At 63.2% G+C, this 14,288-nt stretch carries 14 protein-coding genes; 3 read left to right on the plus strand and 11 right to left on the minus strand.

Features of this window, described 5'->3' with window-relative positions; all coding sequences use genetic code 11:
• Positions 1-3 precede the first annotated feature (3 nt).
• From VGV07_RS03315 to VGV07_RS03345, 6 genes are all read right to left on the minus strand, one after another.
• Entirely contained in the window at positions 4-2,052 is a 2,049-nt protein-coding gene (locus VGV07_RS03315; protein WP_326867266.1) for an alpha-amylase family protein, read from the minus strand.
• A 32-nt stretch (positions 2,053-2,084) separates the two neighbouring features.
• The gene (locus VGV07_RS03320; RefSeq protein WP_326867267.1) at positions 2,085-2,942 is read right to left on the minus strand and encodes a carbohydrate ABC transporter permease; all 858 of its coding nucleotides are present in this window, start codon (positions 2,940-2,942) and stop codon (positions 2,085-2,087) included.
• 1 nt (position 2,943) lies between these two features.
• Complete coding sequence (locus tag VGV07_RS03325; RefSeq protein ID WP_326867268.1) at positions 2,944-3,900, minus strand: sugar ABC transporter permease; 957 nt, start codon at positions 3,898-3,900, stop codon at positions 2,944-2,946.
• A 66-nt stretch (positions 3,901-3,966) separates the two neighbouring features.
• On the minus strand, positions 3,967-5,271 hold the full coding sequence (locus VGV07_RS03330; protein WP_326867269.1) for an ABC transporter substrate-binding protein: 1,305 nt from the start codon (positions 5,269-5,271) through the stop codon (positions 3,967-3,969).
• A gap of 81 nt (positions 5,272-5,352) precedes the next feature.
• Positions 5,353-6,057 carry a FadR/GntR family transcriptional regulator gene (locus tag VGV07_RS03335; protein ID WP_326867270.1) on the minus strand — a complete coding sequence of 235 codons (705 nt, stop codon included), beginning with the start codon at positions 6,055-6,057 and terminating at the stop codon, positions 5,353-5,355.
• Between the two features lie 1,532 nt (positions 6,058-7,589).
• Positions 7,590-7,844, minus strand: a complete 255-nt coding sequence (locus VGV07_RS03345) for a hypothetical protein (RefSeq protein WP_326867271.1) — start codon at positions 7,842-7,844, stop codon at positions 7,590-7,592.
• On the opposite strand from VGV07_RS03345, the gene VGV07_RS03350 reads away from it, so the two are divergent.
• The gene (locus VGV07_RS03350) at positions 7,843-8,007 is read left to right on the plus strand and encodes a YegP family protein (protein WP_326867272.1); all 165 of its coding nucleotides are present in this window, start codon (positions 7,843-7,845) and stop codon (positions 8,005-8,007) included. The two genes, VGV07_RS03345 and VGV07_RS03350, sit on opposite strands and share 2 nt — an antisense overlap.
• Positions 8,008-8,310: 303 nt before the next feature.
• Here the strand turns inward: VGV07_RS03350 and VGV07_RS03355 are convergent, their stop codons facing one another.
• Positions 8,311-8,655, minus strand: coding sequence for a hypothetical protein (locus tag VGV07_RS03355; protein ID WP_326867273.1), 345 nt, complete (start codon positions 8,653-8,655; stop codon positions 8,311-8,313).
• A gap of 276 nt (positions 8,656-8,931) precedes the next feature.
• Between VGV07_RS03355 and VGV07_RS03360 the strand changes: the two genes are divergently transcribed.
• Positions 8,932-9,198, plus strand: a complete 267-nt coding sequence (locus tag VGV07_RS03360) for a DUF3489 domain-containing protein (protein ID WP_326867274.1) — start codon at positions 8,932-8,934, stop codon at positions 9,196-9,198.
• Positions 9,199-9,459: 261 nt separating this feature from the next.
• On the opposite strand, the gene VGV07_RS03365 is transcribed toward VGV07_RS03360, so the two are convergent.
• The 4 genes from VGV07_RS03365 to VGV07_RS03380 all read right to left on the minus strand — a co-directional run bounded on the left by VGV07_RS03365 (position 9,460) and on the right by VGV07_RS03380 (position 13,681).
• Entirely contained in the window at positions 9,460-10,269 is an 810-nt protein-coding gene (locus VGV07_RS03365; RefSeq protein ID WP_326867275.1) for a hypothetical protein, read from the minus strand.
• 158 nt (positions 10,270-10,427) lie between these two features.
• Complete coding sequence (locus VGV07_RS03370; protein WP_326867276.1) at positions 10,428-11,270, minus strand: helix-turn-helix domain-containing protein; 843 nt, start codon at positions 11,268-11,270, stop codon at positions 10,428-10,430.
• Between the two features lie 25 nt (positions 11,271-11,295).
• Complete coding sequence (locus VGV07_RS03375) at positions 11,296-12,126, minus strand: phytanoyl-CoA dioxygenase family protein (RefSeq protein WP_326867277.1); 831 nt, start codon at positions 12,124-12,126, stop codon at positions 11,296-11,298.
• 490 nt (positions 12,127-12,616) lie between these two features.
• Positions 12,617-13,681 (minus strand): ROK family transcriptional regulator, encoded by a 1,065-nt coding sequence (locus VGV07_RS03380; RefSeq protein ID WP_326867278.1) that lies wholly within the window; start codon positions 13,679-13,681, stop codon positions 12,617-12,619.
• Between the two features lie 189 nt (positions 13,682-13,870).
• Between VGV07_RS03380 and VGV07_RS03385 the strand changes: the two genes are divergently transcribed.
• Positions 13,871-14,288, plus strand: a 418-nt coding sequence (locus VGV07_RS03385) for a hypothetical protein (protein WP_326867279.1), incomplete at its 3' end; no start/stop codon positions are given.

Genomic DNA, 14,288 nt, shown 5'->3' on the forward strand with positions numbered 1-14,288 from the left:
TCCCTACTCGACCACGACGACGCTGTGGATGCTGAAGTCCGGCACCGCGATCAGCAGCTTGCCGTCTTCCGTGCGGTGGGCCAACGACGTTCCGGGTGCCGCGTAGATCGAGCCGGCTGCGCTGAGCCCGGCTCGGGCGAGATCGAGAGACACCTCGACGCCGGACACCCGCATCACGTTGTCGCCGATCGACAACCGGTTGGGGTCGCCGGCGTGGTGGTTGCAGAGGTGGATCACCAGCCGCCCGCCCTGCCGGTTGAGCGTGACTTCGATGCCGGGGCCGGCATTGGTGGAGAGGAGCGGATCGGCCACGGCATCGGCAACCAGCACGCCGACCAGCCGCTTGATCCAGAGGTTCGGGATGCCATCGCACTTGATCGGGAATGGCAGATACCGACAGACTCCCGCACCAAAGCGATGCTCGACGAGGCCCGGATGCGCGTGCTCCCAATCGGGCGGCGCATCACCCCACAGCACCGTCGTCGCGTCGGTGCGTCGCGCCTCGGGCTCGGCCAGCCGCCCGAGCGACCGACCACCGGCCAGCGTCACCGCCACACCGGGCTGGTCGACCAGAATGGGGAGCGGCGTCACCGTGGATTTGAGGGCGTCGTCTTCGAGCGTCAGGTAGACGAAGTCGGCAGGGACGGCGCCGGCGTAGTTGACCCCGAACACGTCGGCCAGCGCGAAATCAGCCCGCTGCTTTCCGTTCTCGTCGAACAGCGAGGCATTGCCCGCGGCAATCAACGTACCACCGCCCTGCACATAGGCGCCGAGCTTTGCCACCTCGGCATCGCTGAGTGCGGTCTGCTCAGCGAGAACGATGGCGCGATAGGACGAAATGTCCTTGTCGAGGCGCACGATGTCATACTGCACGTGCTGCGTGATCAGCGCCTCATGCACCGCCTCGGCGGACGCGGTCATCCGCAGCCAGTGCGCCGACGCCTTGCGGGGCTTGCTGGCAAGCACAAGGCCGACGTCGGATACACCGATCGCGCCGACCAGCCATGGCTCGAGCGCCTTGATCGGATGGAACACCTTGCCGAAGGTGTCGAACTGGCCGGGATCGGTCGAGCCGTCCGGCAACGGCACCTGGCCGATGGTCGGGTTGCCGGCCTGCGCCACCAGGATCGCTGCCTCGAGCTGCAGGATGGTCGCTGGCTTCTGGTCGAGCGCATTCCAGCCGCCGCCCAGCGGGGTGCGTGACACGCCGCCCGCCGTCATCATTTCGAATGGCTTGCTCTGCCCCTTGGCCCAGCGGGCGATGAAACTCTGGCGGGTGTAGTGCGGCGCATGCCCCTCGATCGAGATCAGGTCGCCGGAGTCCAGCGGGTCGCCGGGTGCGCCGGCCGCGTTGTAGGTGATCACCGCGTCGGGACGATGCTTGCGCAGCACCGCGTAGGCCCGGTTCATGAAGGCATCGACCTCGCCGGCCATGACGTCGAAGATCGCGTCGGTCTCCTCGGCGGTCGGCTTCACCGGCAGGCCCTTGCCGGTGATCTCGCGGTGACGCTTCTGGGCGTGCAGCGAGTAGTCCGGCACGGGATGCGGCTGGATCATCCAGGTTTCCTGCGGCAGGTGTCGGGCCAGCGGGATGATATCGAGCCAGTAGCCATCCACCTCGTAGTTCGCCGCCAGCTCCCCGAGCTGGGCCAGCAGGAACTCCGCATAAGGGGAGCAGACTGAGGCGTGCCAGAACGGACCGGTTTTGTGTGGGTCGCCGGCCTCATTGGCCGCCCGCCATTCCGGGTGCAGCCCCATGGCGTAGTTGTCGAAGAACATGCTGACATAGGCCATCAGCTTGATGTTGCGCTTCTTCAGCTCGGGCAACAGCTCACCGAGGATGTCGCGCGGATACTGCAGCCCCAGCGAGCTCGGGTAGTAGCAGACCCCGTGATGGTCCTTGCAGTAGAGCTGCACGCAATCGACCCCGGCGCGCTCATAGGCATCGGCATAGGCGATGGCGTCAAATTTCTCACCCCGGTTCTGCGCCCATTGAGGCGAGACATAGAGAAGATGGACCTTGCGAAAGCTCTCGCGAAACCACTGCGACATAGATTTCCCCCCACTGACGGCCTGCGCCGTACTCATTTGACAGCGCCGGCGGTCATGCCTTTGCGGATTTGCTTCTGGAACACGAAGTAGAAGACGATCATCGGCAGCACGGTGAGGCTCATGATGGCGAACAGTTCGCCCACCGAGGTCTGCTGCGCCATCGAGGACGGCTTGTAGGCGGCGATGGCCAGCGGCAGCGTGCGCACACCAAGCTTGTCGAGCAGCACCAAACCGAAGAACAACTCGCTCCATACCCAGCCGACATTGATGATCGCCATTGAGGCGAGCGCACCGCGCGAGACCGGCAGCACCACGCGCCAGAAAGTGCCGAAGCGCGAACACCCATCGATGCGCGCCGCCTCTTCCAGCTCGCGCGGAAAGGAGACGAAGTACGAGCGCATCAGGATGGTGGTGAAGGGCAGTCCCAGGGTGGTGTAGAGTAGGATCAGGCCGAGAAGGTTGTTGCGCAACCCCAACTCGCCGAAAAAGAAGTAAATCGGGATCAGCAGCACGTGCACCGGCACGGCAAGCGCCAGGAGGAACAGCTGCTGCGTCGCGGCGCTGCCGGGGAACCGGCCCCGCGCCAAGGCGTAGCCGGCGAGCGACGACACCGCGAGCAGCAGCACCAGCGTGCCGACGGTCACCACGACCGAGTTGAAGAAGTAGACGAGGATCGACTGGTTGGTCCGCCCGCCCTCGATCACCGCCGCGTAGTTCGAGAGCTGCGGCGGGAACGGCAGGGCGAACGGCGTCGACAGGATCTGCGGATCGGTCTTTAGCGAGGTGAAGAACAAGAAGACGATCGGGTAAACCTGCACTACCAGCCAGAGCAGCAGGACGCCGACGACGAGTAGCCGGCCGGTGAAACGGAAGCTTGTGCGGGTGGTCATCTCAGAACTCCACCGCATCGACTTTGGTCAGCCGATAATAGAGGTAAGTGACGGTGAAAATCACCGCGAACATGGCCACGGCGACCGCCGAGGCGTAGCCGTATTCCTGCTGCTCGAAAGCGCGCCGGTAGAGATAGGTGCCCAGCACCGATGAGCTTTCGGCCGGCCCGCCCTTAGTCATTACCCAGACGATGTCGAACACCTTGAGCGAGAAAATGATCTGGATGACGCTGATCGACACCAGCACGGGCCAGATCATCGGGATGATGAGGTAGCGCATGCGGTCCCACTCGGTGGCGCCATCGAGCGTCACTGCCTGGTGCAGTTCCTCGGGAATGCCCTCGATGGCGGCAAGCAGCACGATCATCGGGAAGCCGGCATATTGCCAGATACAGACCGCGATGATCGAGGGTAGCGCGAGGTCGAGGCTGCCCAGCCAGGGCTGCGCCAGAAAGCCGAGGCCGATGGCGTTCAGCGCCGAATTCAGCAGCCCGTAATTGGGCTCATAAATGCGCGCCCACAGCGCCGCGACCACGGTCATTGGCAGCATTACGGGCAGGTAGAAGGCGAAGCGGAAGATGCCGTGTCCCGGCACCCGCCGCGAGATGGCGATTGCGAGCAGCAGGCCGAGGCCCACCGTGCCGACGGTTGCCGAGATGGCGAAGACGATGGTGTGGCTCAGCGCGCTCCAGAAGTACCGGTCGCGGAACAGCCGCTCGAAGTTCTCGAGCCCAACCCACTTGCGCGGCAGCAAGCCCTTCCACTCGAACAGCGACAGCTCGAGCGAGCGGTAGAGCGGCAACCCCATAAAGGCGACCAGCAGCAGCACGGCGGGCGCGAGGAACAGGTACCAGTGCCCGTTCTGCCTGAACCGCGCGGTGAGGCTGCGGCGGCTGTGTGTGGCGGGAATGACGGGGGGCACGGCCTCGCGTGTGCCGGAAGGCGCGGAAGCGGTCATCAGTTCGTCCATCTGGGCGGGAGAAAGACCCGGCCGGCCGCGCCAACCGGGTCATGGCGCGTCGCCTCAGCGGCTGCGCGCGTCCTCATAGGCGGCCTGCATGGCCTCGCCGGCCTGCTCGGGCGTGATGACGCCGGTGAGCACTTCGCCGACCGTCCGCTTCAGCGTGTTGAGGATGTCCGACGGCACCGAGGACTCGTAGAGCGCCGGTGCACCCATCTGCGCCACGTCGGCGCCCATCTGCGCCACCATCGGCTTCAGGAACTCGGCAAGCGCTGCCGCATCGACGTCGGTGCGGCCGATGGTCAGCCCGGAGGCCTTGGCGTAGGCGAGAGCCCCGTCGCGCGAGGCGAGGAAAGCGATGACCTTCTTTGCCGCGTCCTGCTTGTCGCGGTTGAAGGCGATGTAGCAGTTGGGCACCCAGCTGCCGACGGGCCCGTAGGCAACCTCGTTGATAGGCGGATAGTAGAAGTACCCGACCTCGAACTGGTCCTGCTCAAGCATGCCGGCGCCGCCCCACGAACCGGTCTGGTACATGGCGGCCTTACCCGAGGTGAACATCGACTTCGCCACTTCGTCGTCGATGATGCCGGCAAAGCCGTCGGCCGCGAGGCCCTTGTCGACGATATCCTTCAGCGTCTGGAAGATGCGGACGCTGTTGGGGTCGGTCCACTTGAAGGCACGCTCGGCCTCCGTCGAATCCGGTGACCAGTTGCGCAGCAGCGCATTGTATTCTTCCTGCGTCCACGAGCGCATCATCAGTCCGTCGGGCAGGTGGTTGACCATGCCGTAGTCGTAGAGCGTGACCATCGGCTGGAAGCCGGCCTCGCGCACCTTGGCGGCAATGGCGTAGAGCTCGTCCCAGGTGGTGGGCGGCGTCAGGCCGAGGTCGGTGAAGATCTTCTTGTTGTAGTAGACATAGGGCGTCCATACGACGTCGGTGTTGACACCATACTTGTGACCATCCGGCTCGGTGAAATACTGGATCGTGCCTTCGGGATAGCCGCCATTGGCATAGATCTCGTCGAGCGGCGCCAAAAGGCCTGCGGCGATCATTTCCTTGTACTGGAAGGATGGCGAGCACCACCACCAACTGAGATCGGGGCCGTCACTCGAGGCAAACATCGTGGTTGGCGCGGTTGCCTGCCAGTTCAGTTCGTCCGACTGCAGCTCCAGGTCCACCTGGATATCGGGGTTGGCGTCGTTCCAGGCCTTGATGGCCCCGACCGTACCATCGCCGGCGCCGACGCCGCCGAGCACGGTCATGCGCAGCCGGGTCGGCTCCTGCGCCGCGAGCGGCGAGATGGCGACGGCTGCTGCCAGCAATGCGGCAAACGACAGCCGGGCGGTTGTCCCAAATAGTACTTTCATTGGTCTCCTCCTTGAGACGGTTCTTGTCAGCCGCCCCTCAGCGGCCTGTGGCCCGGTGATCCGGGTAGTCGTGTCGCGGGGTTATGCACTCCCCTTGGCGAGCGTCGAGATATCGCTGCTCACCTGCCCCAGGTGGCCGCGCATCGCTTCGACGGCGGCGGCACTGTCGTGCCGCTCGATGGCGTCGAGGATGCGGTGGTGGAAGGCTTGGGCAGCACGGGCGCTCTTTTCGACGAAGAACAGGCGCTTGCGCTGCTCGTTGAGCACGTCGACGATCGGAAACAGGATCATCGGCACCAGATGGTTCTGCGTGGACTTGGCGATGGCGACATGGAAGCGATGGTCGGCCGCGATGAACGCTTCCACATCCTCGAAGGCGCCCTCCATGATGGCGACTTCCGCCTTCAGCTCGGCAATCTCGGCCTGCCCGGCGCGCTCCGCCGCGAGCCCGGCGACAGTTGGCTCGATGATCTGACGGATCTCGATCAGGTGCGCGAGGTTATGCGCCAGCCCGCCGACCGACAGCGCCAGCTCGAACGAGTCTCCCAGCGCCCGCGAGGTTCCGTCGGCGACGTAGGTGCCGCTGCCCTGACGCACGCTGACCAGCCCGTCCTTGGCCAGCGCTCGGATCGCCTCGCGCACCACGTTGCGGCTGACGCCGTAGCCGACCGCGATGTCACGTTCGTTGGGCAGGCGCTCGCCCTGCTGCAGTTCGCCCGAGACGATCCGCCCGCGGATCGATGCAGCAATCTGTTCGTAGAGGCGGATATTGGTCAGCTGCTGCATGTCCAAGATACTCGATTGGTAGGATGACCCGATGAGTCTACCTAGAAGACTATCTTGGCCTTTACAAGAGGGATCTTGAGATACCTGGTTCGGCCGCCAATGCTGCTGCGCAGCGATGGTGGCCGGCGACCAGGTGGCCTGTTGGGTGGTGCCGGTGGCTAAGAAGTGGCCGCCGCGATCGATCATGCGATGCGGCAGGGCGAAGAGACGGTGACGTCGTGAGCCGGCTGGCGCGGGCTGCGATCGGGCAGCTGGCGCGAGGGCTGGACGCCAATCTACGTCCCCGCTCAAATTACACATAAAATTCCGAAATGGCCGATCGACTCGAGTTACTTCCACATGTGGCGAAGAATGCCCCGAAAGCTCCTGCTCCTCGGCATGACACACCGATCTCGCAAGTCGTTCCCAACCTACTTGCCCCCGTCCCCAGGGTGCCCGCGAACCGGGGCTCTCCGGGCACGCCGTTACTGGGAGCTACGTCAACCGGACAACTGCCGTTGGGAACATGTACTCATGACTCCAGGCGATGGGCCGATCGCCGCGACCGAGCGAGGAGTAGGTTCGACAAGATCGCCGTAGCTGCTTGCATCGCGCGCTGCTGCTGCCCCTCATCGCACCCACGTCCGGGGAGGACCCATCGATGCTCACCGCGGCTGCGAGACCGCGACGGCTCCGCGATGGGCAACGGAGGCGTCAAGCTGAAGGCGGACGGAATGCGCGGTCCGTGCCGTTCTGGCGATTGCCCCTATGGTAGGTCACGTCGGCCAATAGCAGTTCGGACTGCAATGACTACGTGACCCGTTGCCCCTGTCCACGACGATCCCTGCCCTCGTCGGGCACGAGATCCTTCCATCAGGGTGTGGCGCCGATCAGCATGGTGGCTCGTTGTCGAAAAGGCCCGCCTTGGCAGATGGAGCTTGACGCCTCCGTTGCCCATCGCGGAGCCGTCGCGGTCTCGCAGCCGCGGTGAGCATCGATGGGTCCTCCCCGGACGTGGGTGCGATGAGGGGCAGCAGCAGCGCACGGTGCAAGCAGCTATGAGTTTTATTGGCCGCGTCTACTATGGCGGGAGCCGCGAGCCCGTTATCTGGGCCCGCGGTCTCCCACCACATTCACCCATGGCCCGGTGGAATATGCTCACGGCTGCGTGACTGGCGACGGCCAGCAAGTAGGTGCCGAGCGTGCCCCCCGACTGAAAGGCGTGAGTGCAGCGGCAGTTGCGCGTCCACATGGTGAATTGGGCCGGAGGGTCCGCTCTCCCGTCAGCGTTGCGGCGAGGCCCATCTGCATCGCTACCTCGCGGAGTCCGATTGCCACCACAACCGCCGCTCCACATTGGGCATCGAAGATACCGAGCGTCACGACCCTGCCGCTGGCGCGTATCGGCGGAACGCGCCCACTCATCGGCGGACTGGTGAAGGTCACGCCTAAGCAGCGCATCACATTGATCAAGCGCATCGCGAAGAAGCGTAAGCAGACCTGACCAATTAGAGGGGCAGAAATGCTGTCCCGTTCTGTGGATTACTGTATTTTTATTGGTCGCGGCGCGAATCGCGATAAATTGTTCGAATGCGTCTGATGATCCTCCCGATCAGACCGACGCTAGGAACATGGATAGTTGCTCGAACTTCTCCGCAGTAGCGGGCGAAGTTGAGAGCGTTGATGCGCTCCTTGGCCTCAGTGGGGCTTCGGGCGCTGATGACGATGCCATATTCCGCGCCGTCATGCCGGTACTCAAACTGATACCGGTTAAACTTATCGTCCGAACCCAAAAGGATAATGGACATGTACTTCAACCTCTACGAAGACGTTAACAAGCACTGGCGCTGGACGCTCTACGCCAGCAACGGTCGCAAGATTGCAAACTCTGGTGAAGGTTACTGGAACAAGGCTGACTGCCTCGCGGCAATCAACCTTGTTAAAGGGTCTGGTCCCGCACCTGTCCGGTAAGAAACCTGATCCGTCGTGGTTAACATCGCGTTAACCGTGGGTGGCCTCAGCTGTAACTGAGGCCACTTCCATATGAGCGCCGATTCGTGGCGACCTGTAGATCACTTCTGGGAAGGGGCGCTCTTCTTAACGCGCATGGCTGGTGAACGTTGCGGCTTTGCCTCACCCTTCGGCGCGTGAGGCCTTGGCAGTGCCTTGAGGAACATCACTCAGCAGCCCCCGTGAGCTGAGGCTCCTCATTTCATTGAGGCGGTGGCGTGCGACCGACGCTGCTACCGGCTCGTCCAGGCCGCAGAGGCATGGCTAGTAGCCACCGTGACCGCCGGACCTCGCGTACCGACCGAAGATCGGCGTGGTGCCGGTGACCGGTGCGACCAGGTTCGTCAGTTTGCAGGTGAACATGTGCACCTCGGCCCCGACGAGCATCCTTTCGCCCTGCCACTGCATCCTTCCGACGTAGCGACGCAGCATGTTGGTTCCCTGGATATCGCGGATTCGGGTAACACCGGCATTGGCGACCTGGAGTCTGGACAGCGCACTGTCGCAGGCGCCGGACTCGACCGTTACATCGACGGCTTTGGCGGGCAGCGTCGCGGAAAGTCCCGCAACCAACAGGGCGACGAGTAACAGCAATCGCCGATGGGTCATAATCAGCTCCTCTGAATGCCTGGCAGCGCCAGTTGCGGAGCAGCATGCACGTCCACCGCTGAACCCCGACTGAGACACCCGTTCATCCGCCGGGATCGGCAACCCGGGGACCGCTCAGCGCACGGGCGCTTCGGAACTTCCGCTGGACTAGTTGTTCGATCGAAGCATGAGTGGCGATCGCGATGCGGCAGCATCTCTCCGCCCGGCCAGCCAACCCGGGCTCGCGGCAGTACAGCCGGTCAATCCTGATCGGACTTAACTGATGGAGAGAGCCCGATGGCAAAGAAACCCGGCAACGCAAATACCGAGCCCGTGTCTGCCGTGCACAGGGCCACGAAACAGGACCTCGTCTTGAGCATGCTGCGGCATCAGGAAGGCGCCAGCATAGCCGAAATCTGCAAGGCGACCGGCTGGCAAGCCCACAGCGCCAGAGGTTTCTTGAGCGGCGCGTTGAAACGGCGGCTCAAGATCGAAGTGACTTCGGAGAGGAACGAGACCGGCGAACGCCGATATCACGTTGCACCGATCAAGTCGGTGGACTGAAGCTATAGGGTCAGTGCCGAGTGTCCGGCCCCAAATCCTTGCCGCCAAGTCCGATTGGGCTACCGACAACTGCTTCCGATATCCGTCTGCACACGGACGAGCACGTTCCGCTTGCGGCCCTTAGCGGCCGTTTGCCGTGGGGATCACTGATGCGGGCGATCTGACTGGCTAGCCAGTTGCCACCGCGACCGGATGTTCATGTGCAACGCCGGTGAACTGGTGCAGCAGCTCGGCGAGTTGGTCGCCCGAGGAGTCGTGCTGCTATTCTCGGCGGCCCTCGCCCATAACCGCGGCCAGATCGTCAGTTACGGCCGCAAACAAATCCTCGGCGATGCGAGTTAGGATCGAGGCCTGTTCCCAGCGGTCGACCACCTCGTCGATCTGCCCGTCACGATCAAATTGAAGGTTCGCGTACTCCATGTGGACCGTTCCCTCGGGCCCTTCCGCAGTCGAGGGCAGAAGCTCGGGCAAGAAAGGGAGCCGGTCGGTGGGGCGAGCACTTCGCAGGAAACCCTCGAAGCAAAGCTTCCACATCGCCCGGAAATGACTGAGGTGCGGCTCATCGCGATGGCCCACCCCGATCGAGACCTGCATGCTGCTCTGGGTGCCGATGCGACCGTGGATGAAACCGGTGCGGGCAAAAACCGGTCCCAGCAGATCGAGCTTTGCGGTGAAGTCGCCGTAAGGCATCGCGTGCCCAGTGTACCAATGAGAAAGGTCGGCGTTGAAGCGGAGCTCGGGGAAGAACTCGATCCAGCGCAGCGTGCGCCAGATATCCTGCGTCAGGGTTGCGCGGTGTGTCTCGATCAGAACCGGTTGGTCCAGTTGCGCGGAAGCGGACAGTGTGGCGTCGATGAGGCGCAGCGCCTCGCTATCGTTTTCCAGCCCGGTTCCGAGATGCAGGGTCGTGGCCCGGAACCCACCTGCGCGCTGCGCCTGGAGCACCTTCCTTGCCTCGTGTGGAACCCCGATGCAATCCGCTCCGTAGACGATCAGGCCCGCCTCGGCATAGGGCGCCGCGTCGGCTCCCTGTACCGCCTCGTAGCCGGCGTCACGAATGGCTCGTGCCATCTCCAGCGGGTTCCCTCGCGGTCCGGTCGACCACCGGGGCAGGTTGAGTAGCGTCCCCAGATTCACCCCGCAAAGTAGCTGGCTCGCTGTTCGCGCAGGGTGTCCGACCCTGTCCACAGAGGCCGCAGCGGCGGCAGGCTTCAAGGTCATTCCGGCGGTCAATGCGATGCTCCTGCATGATCGTGCTCCACGTGTGCTCGGTACTGGGTCGGCGGCAGGCCGTACTGCCGGCGAAAACGGGTCGAAAAGTAGTAGGCATTGGGGAAGCCAACCTCCTCGGCGATCTGCGAGACTGGCGAGGAGGAGAACATTAGGAGCTGTGCGGCCCGACCGAGCCGCGCCAACTCGATATACGACTGCGGAGAGATGTTGAGTTCGCGCGAGAACAGCACGCTGAAGCGCGAGCGCGACAAGCCGACCGAGCGGGCCAGTTCGTCAACGCTGAGCGTCTCCTTAAGCCGTTCGCCGACGATGTCGAGCGCACGGCGGATGCGGGGATCTACACTACTTGAGGCATGGAGCGGGTTGATGTCGTCGGCGGAGATAAGGGCCCGCTCCAGTGCGTTCATAGCGGCTTCCAGACTGAGGCGCCGCGCGCTCTGATCGACTTCGACCATGCGCCGAAGCTCGGCCTCGATCTCGTCCAGCCGCGTGGTCGCGTCGAGCACCATGACCCCCGGGGCCACGCTCGGCCAGTTGAGCCAGGACAGCCAATGCGGCCGCGGGCGGAAATGTGCCCAGATATTCGACCACCAGCTGTTCTCGTCCACATAGCCGTACTCCTGAGGCGTATCCGGCGAGATAAGTAGGATGTCGCCCCGGCTGAGCAGGCGCTGTCGGCCATCGGCGCGGACATAGCCCTGCCCGCCCGTCGTCATGACCAGCAGCCAGTCGTGGGTGCCTCGCGGACGCCAGCCGCGTGCGAATTCGCCGACTTGCTCCTGGACGCCGCAAATGATCGGCAGCGAGTCCGGCGCCGGGGTCACGGGAATGTCGGACATGGGAAGCCTCCGGCGCCGGTCTGGATTAGCTCTTGAGTCCGTGACCGCTGCCCGGTGCGCGCGGGGCGATCGGCTCCAGGATACGCCGTTGTTCGGGCGTGACGCGGTTCAACAGCTCCTCGGAATAGCGGAAGCCGTAGCGCGTGGAACCCCAACACGGACCGTATCGATAGATCACGACGCGGCGGTCACCCTGATTGATTCGCTTGGTCGCGCCGTGTGAAGTTGCGTCGCAAAACATCAGCGCATCGCCGGCCTTCAAGGTCACCTCTATCGAGCCCTCGACGACTTCGTCGGTGTCCTTGGTCCGCTCGGCAAAGTCGCGGGCGAAGACCGGATGCGCGAAGTTTGACTTGTGGCTCCCCGGCAGGATGCGCGTGCCGCCGTCCCCAGGACCGATGTCCGTGAGTGCCAGAAGGATGTTGACCTGGCCGCAGCGGAACTTGCCGTTGACGAAGCGGAACTGGTTGCGAACGATACCGTCCTGCCCACCCGAGTGCATTGGGAAATAACCCCCATTGCGCCGGATCGAGGCAAAGCACTCGTCGAGGAATAGCCCCTCGACGTACGTACCTTCTTCACCGCAATAGCGGCGTAGTCGCTCGATCCAGGCGGGGTGATCGATGAGCTTTTCGAACGGTTTGCCAGCTTCGACGATGTTCTGCATTTCAAGGCCGGCCCAGCCGTTGTTGTCGAGCCGTTGGGCGTTGCCGTACCAGTCTCCGTAGCCCAGGTCCTGCGGAAACCTGTCGAACTCGGCGTTCAACTCGCCCAGCAGCTCGGCGTCGACAGCGTTCTCCAGGATATGGTAGCCGCGCAGGTCAAAAAGAAAGTCCTGTAGGTCGTAATCACTCATTGTCTCGGTCCCTTGAGGATGTGCCCAAAAGCTACCATCGCGGCTGCGGTCGAGGAATAAAGCGGTGTTTCAAAGAACTTTGCGATTGTGTTGCCTGGCACACGTGCTGACGTTGGAACTCGAGCCTAGTCTTTCATGAGACATACTGCGATTTCAACGCGATAACTATAAGCTCTTGGCCAAGGCCAAGTGGCATGGTGCCAACGCAAGCTAGTGTTGGTGTCCTGCAGATTCGGCAGATGGGTGCCAGGCGACATTGCGCGTAAGCCTTTGGCATGTCCTGGGCATCCTTGCCGCCGGCGCCCGCTGCTACGGAACCAGACGTGCCCCCATCTCGCAGATCGAGGTCAAAGTCGAAGGTCTTGGAAAACGCTGACCGCATTGTCCGCGCCAACACGTGACGACCAAATGAGTCGAGTGCGTACGCATCGGGTAGTGGTGCCGTCCCTATGGTAGCGCAAAGGACAGGTCGCGGACGGCAGAAGGATTGTTAGCCTACTGAGGGCATCGCAAGCTCATCGAAAATCCCCGACTTGGCCCTATCGAGCGCTTCGCGCAGGGCGCCGAGCGCTACAGCTTCATCCCCTAGCGTTGAGCACACCACATTTGGAGCGAATTCCGTCTCCACCTGCATGCCGGTCCGGAGCGGTTCGGCGATCTGGTTGCCCGCAGCGGAAATGCCTCCACCCAACACCAGGAGCTCAGGATCAAATGCGACCACGACTGGGGCTACGCCTTGACACATGTCGGCCACAAAGGAGGCGATGCGCGCCTTGGCGCCAAGGTCCCCGGCGGCCGCCGCAGCGAAGACGGCTTCGGCACCGCCAACTGGGTTCATCAAGTCTTCGTAATCTTCCTTCCAGGACAGCTGCCGCCAGATGCCGATCTGTCCGGCCGCTGAATGATGACCACGCAGCGGCACTCCACCTACGAGAAGCGCCATCCCGAGACGGCGTCCCGCATGAAGGTACACCACGTTGGTGGCGTCACGTGCCGCGCCGCGCCAGTGCTCGGCGAGCACAGACATGTTCATGTCAGTGAATCCGTAAGCCGGAAAACCAAACGCCTCCGAAACGGCGCGGGCCGGGTTCTGTCCCTCCCAATCCCGTATCGCCTTACAATAGATGACGTTCCCATCCGGCTCGACGCTACCCACAGTGGCAACGCCCGCCTGAGTGATCCGCGGCTGGCCGCCGGGACAGCGGGCCAACGCCTCTGTGATACAATCGTTGGTGACCGACAACCTGTCGGCAGGAAGGTCGGCGGGTGTGACGGTGCGCCGGGCCTTGCTGACGATGTTCCCAAACAGGTCCCCAACCAGCACGAGTATCTTGTGAGCGCCCACGTCGACCCCGAGAACGTTGCCCGCGCTGGTCTTGAGCACAACGCGCTGGGCGGGTCGGCCCATTCCGCCAGGCGGGCCGGCCTGAAGTATTTCGACAAAGCCCGACGCGACCAGGTCATCAACGACCTGAGTGGTTGTCTGTCGCGACAGTTTGGTAGAACGAGCCAGTTCGGCGATCGTGGTTTCGCCGCCGTTCAGAAGAGTCCGCATTGCCGCGGCGCGGTTGAGCCGTCGCAGGGTTGATGGCTCACCGTTAGGGTGTTCTGACCTAGGTGACATTGGGGTCTCATAACAGGTTGACACGTCCGTGCAAGCGGCCCGGGGGACCGTGCCTTGACATACATAAGGTAGTTACTTAAATAAGTCTATCGCCCCAGGAAGCGATGGAGGAGAACGGAAATGACCAAATTAGCTAAGACCATCACGGCCACCGTTGCCGTCGGTCTCATGATGGGTTCCGCGTGGGCGGAGGACAACGTCGAGTTGACGTTTCTGACGTTTGAAACGCCGAACCTGACCGCGGCATATTGGGACAAGGCCATCGCCGACGCCAACGCGGTGGTGCCGGGGGTGACCATCGAGAAGCTAGTGTCGCCAACCATCGATCGCGACGCTTATGCAAGACAACTCGACTCGACGGGCCAGCTTCCCGACATCATGGTTGCAGTGACCCCGACGGGGCTTGCGGAAGCCGGGAAGCTTGCCGAGTTCACCGCAGACGAGCTGAGCGACTGGGTCAACCCCACCTCGAACAGCTTCGGCGGCAAGATCTACCAGCTCGCGACCAACAGTCAGACCATCCCGATGGTCTACTATC

The organism is Devosia sp. (genome assembly GCF_035944845.1).
Taxonomy (GTDB): domain Bacteria; phylum Pseudomonadota; class Alphaproteobacteria; order Rhizobiales; family Devosiaceae; genus Devosia_A.

What these genes read in the sequence shown, in the direction of transcription:
- VGV07_RS03315 (WP_326867266.1), bottom strand. Translation starts at nt 2,052, where the DNA reads ATGTCGCAGTGGTTTCGCGAGAGCTTTCGCAAGGTCCATCTTCTCTAT.
- VGV07_RS03320 (WP_326867267.1), bottom strand. Translation starts at nt 2,942, where the DNA reads ATGACCACCCGCACAAGCTTCCGTTTCACCGGCCGGCTACTCGTCGTC.
- VGV07_RS03325 (WP_326867268.1), bottom strand. Translation starts at nt 3,900, where the DNA reads ATGACCGCTTCCGCGCCTTCCGGCACACGCGAGGCCGTGCCCCCCGTC.
- VGV07_RS03330 (WP_326867269.1), bottom strand. Translation starts at nt 5,271, where the DNA reads ATGAAAGTACTATTTGGGACAACCGCCCGGCTGTCGTTTGCCGCATTG.
- VGV07_RS03335 (WP_326867270.1), bottom strand. Translation starts at nt 6,057, where the DNA reads ATGCAGCAGCTGACCAATATCCGCCTCTACGAACAGATTGCTGCATCG.
- VGV07_RS03350 (WP_326867272.1), top strand. Translation starts at nt 7,843, where the DNA reads ATGTACTTCAACCTCTACGAAGACGTTAACAAGCACTGGCGCTGGACG.
- VGV07_RS03345 (WP_326867271.1), bottom strand. Translation starts at nt 7,844, where the DNA reads ATGTCCATTATCCTTTTGGGTTCGGACGATAAGTTTAACCGGTATCAG.
- VGV07_RS03355 (WP_326867273.1), bottom strand. Translation starts at nt 8,655, where the DNA reads ATGACCCATCGGCGATTGCTGTTACTCGTCGCCCTGTTGGTTGCGGGA.
- VGV07_RS03360 (WP_326867274.1), top strand. Translation starts at nt 8,932, where the DNA reads ATGGCAAAGAAACCCGGCAACGCAAATACCGAGCCCGTGTCTGCCGTG.
- VGV07_RS03365 (WP_326867275.1), bottom strand. Translation starts at nt 10,269, where the DNA reads ATGGCACGAGCCATTCGTGACGCCGGCTACGAGGCGGTACAGGGAGCC.
- VGV07_RS03370 (WP_326867276.1), bottom strand. Translation starts at nt 11,270, where the DNA reads ATGTCCGACATTCCCGTGACCCCGGCGCCGGACTCGCTGCCGATCATT.
- VGV07_RS03375 (WP_326867277.1), bottom strand. Translation starts at nt 12,126, where the DNA reads ATGAGTGATTACGACCTACAGGACTTTCTTTTTGACCTGCGCGGCTAC.
- VGV07_RS03380 (WP_326867278.1), bottom strand. Translation starts at nt 13,681, where the DNA reads ATGCGGACTCTTCTGAACGGCGGCGAAACCACGATCGCCGAACTGGCT.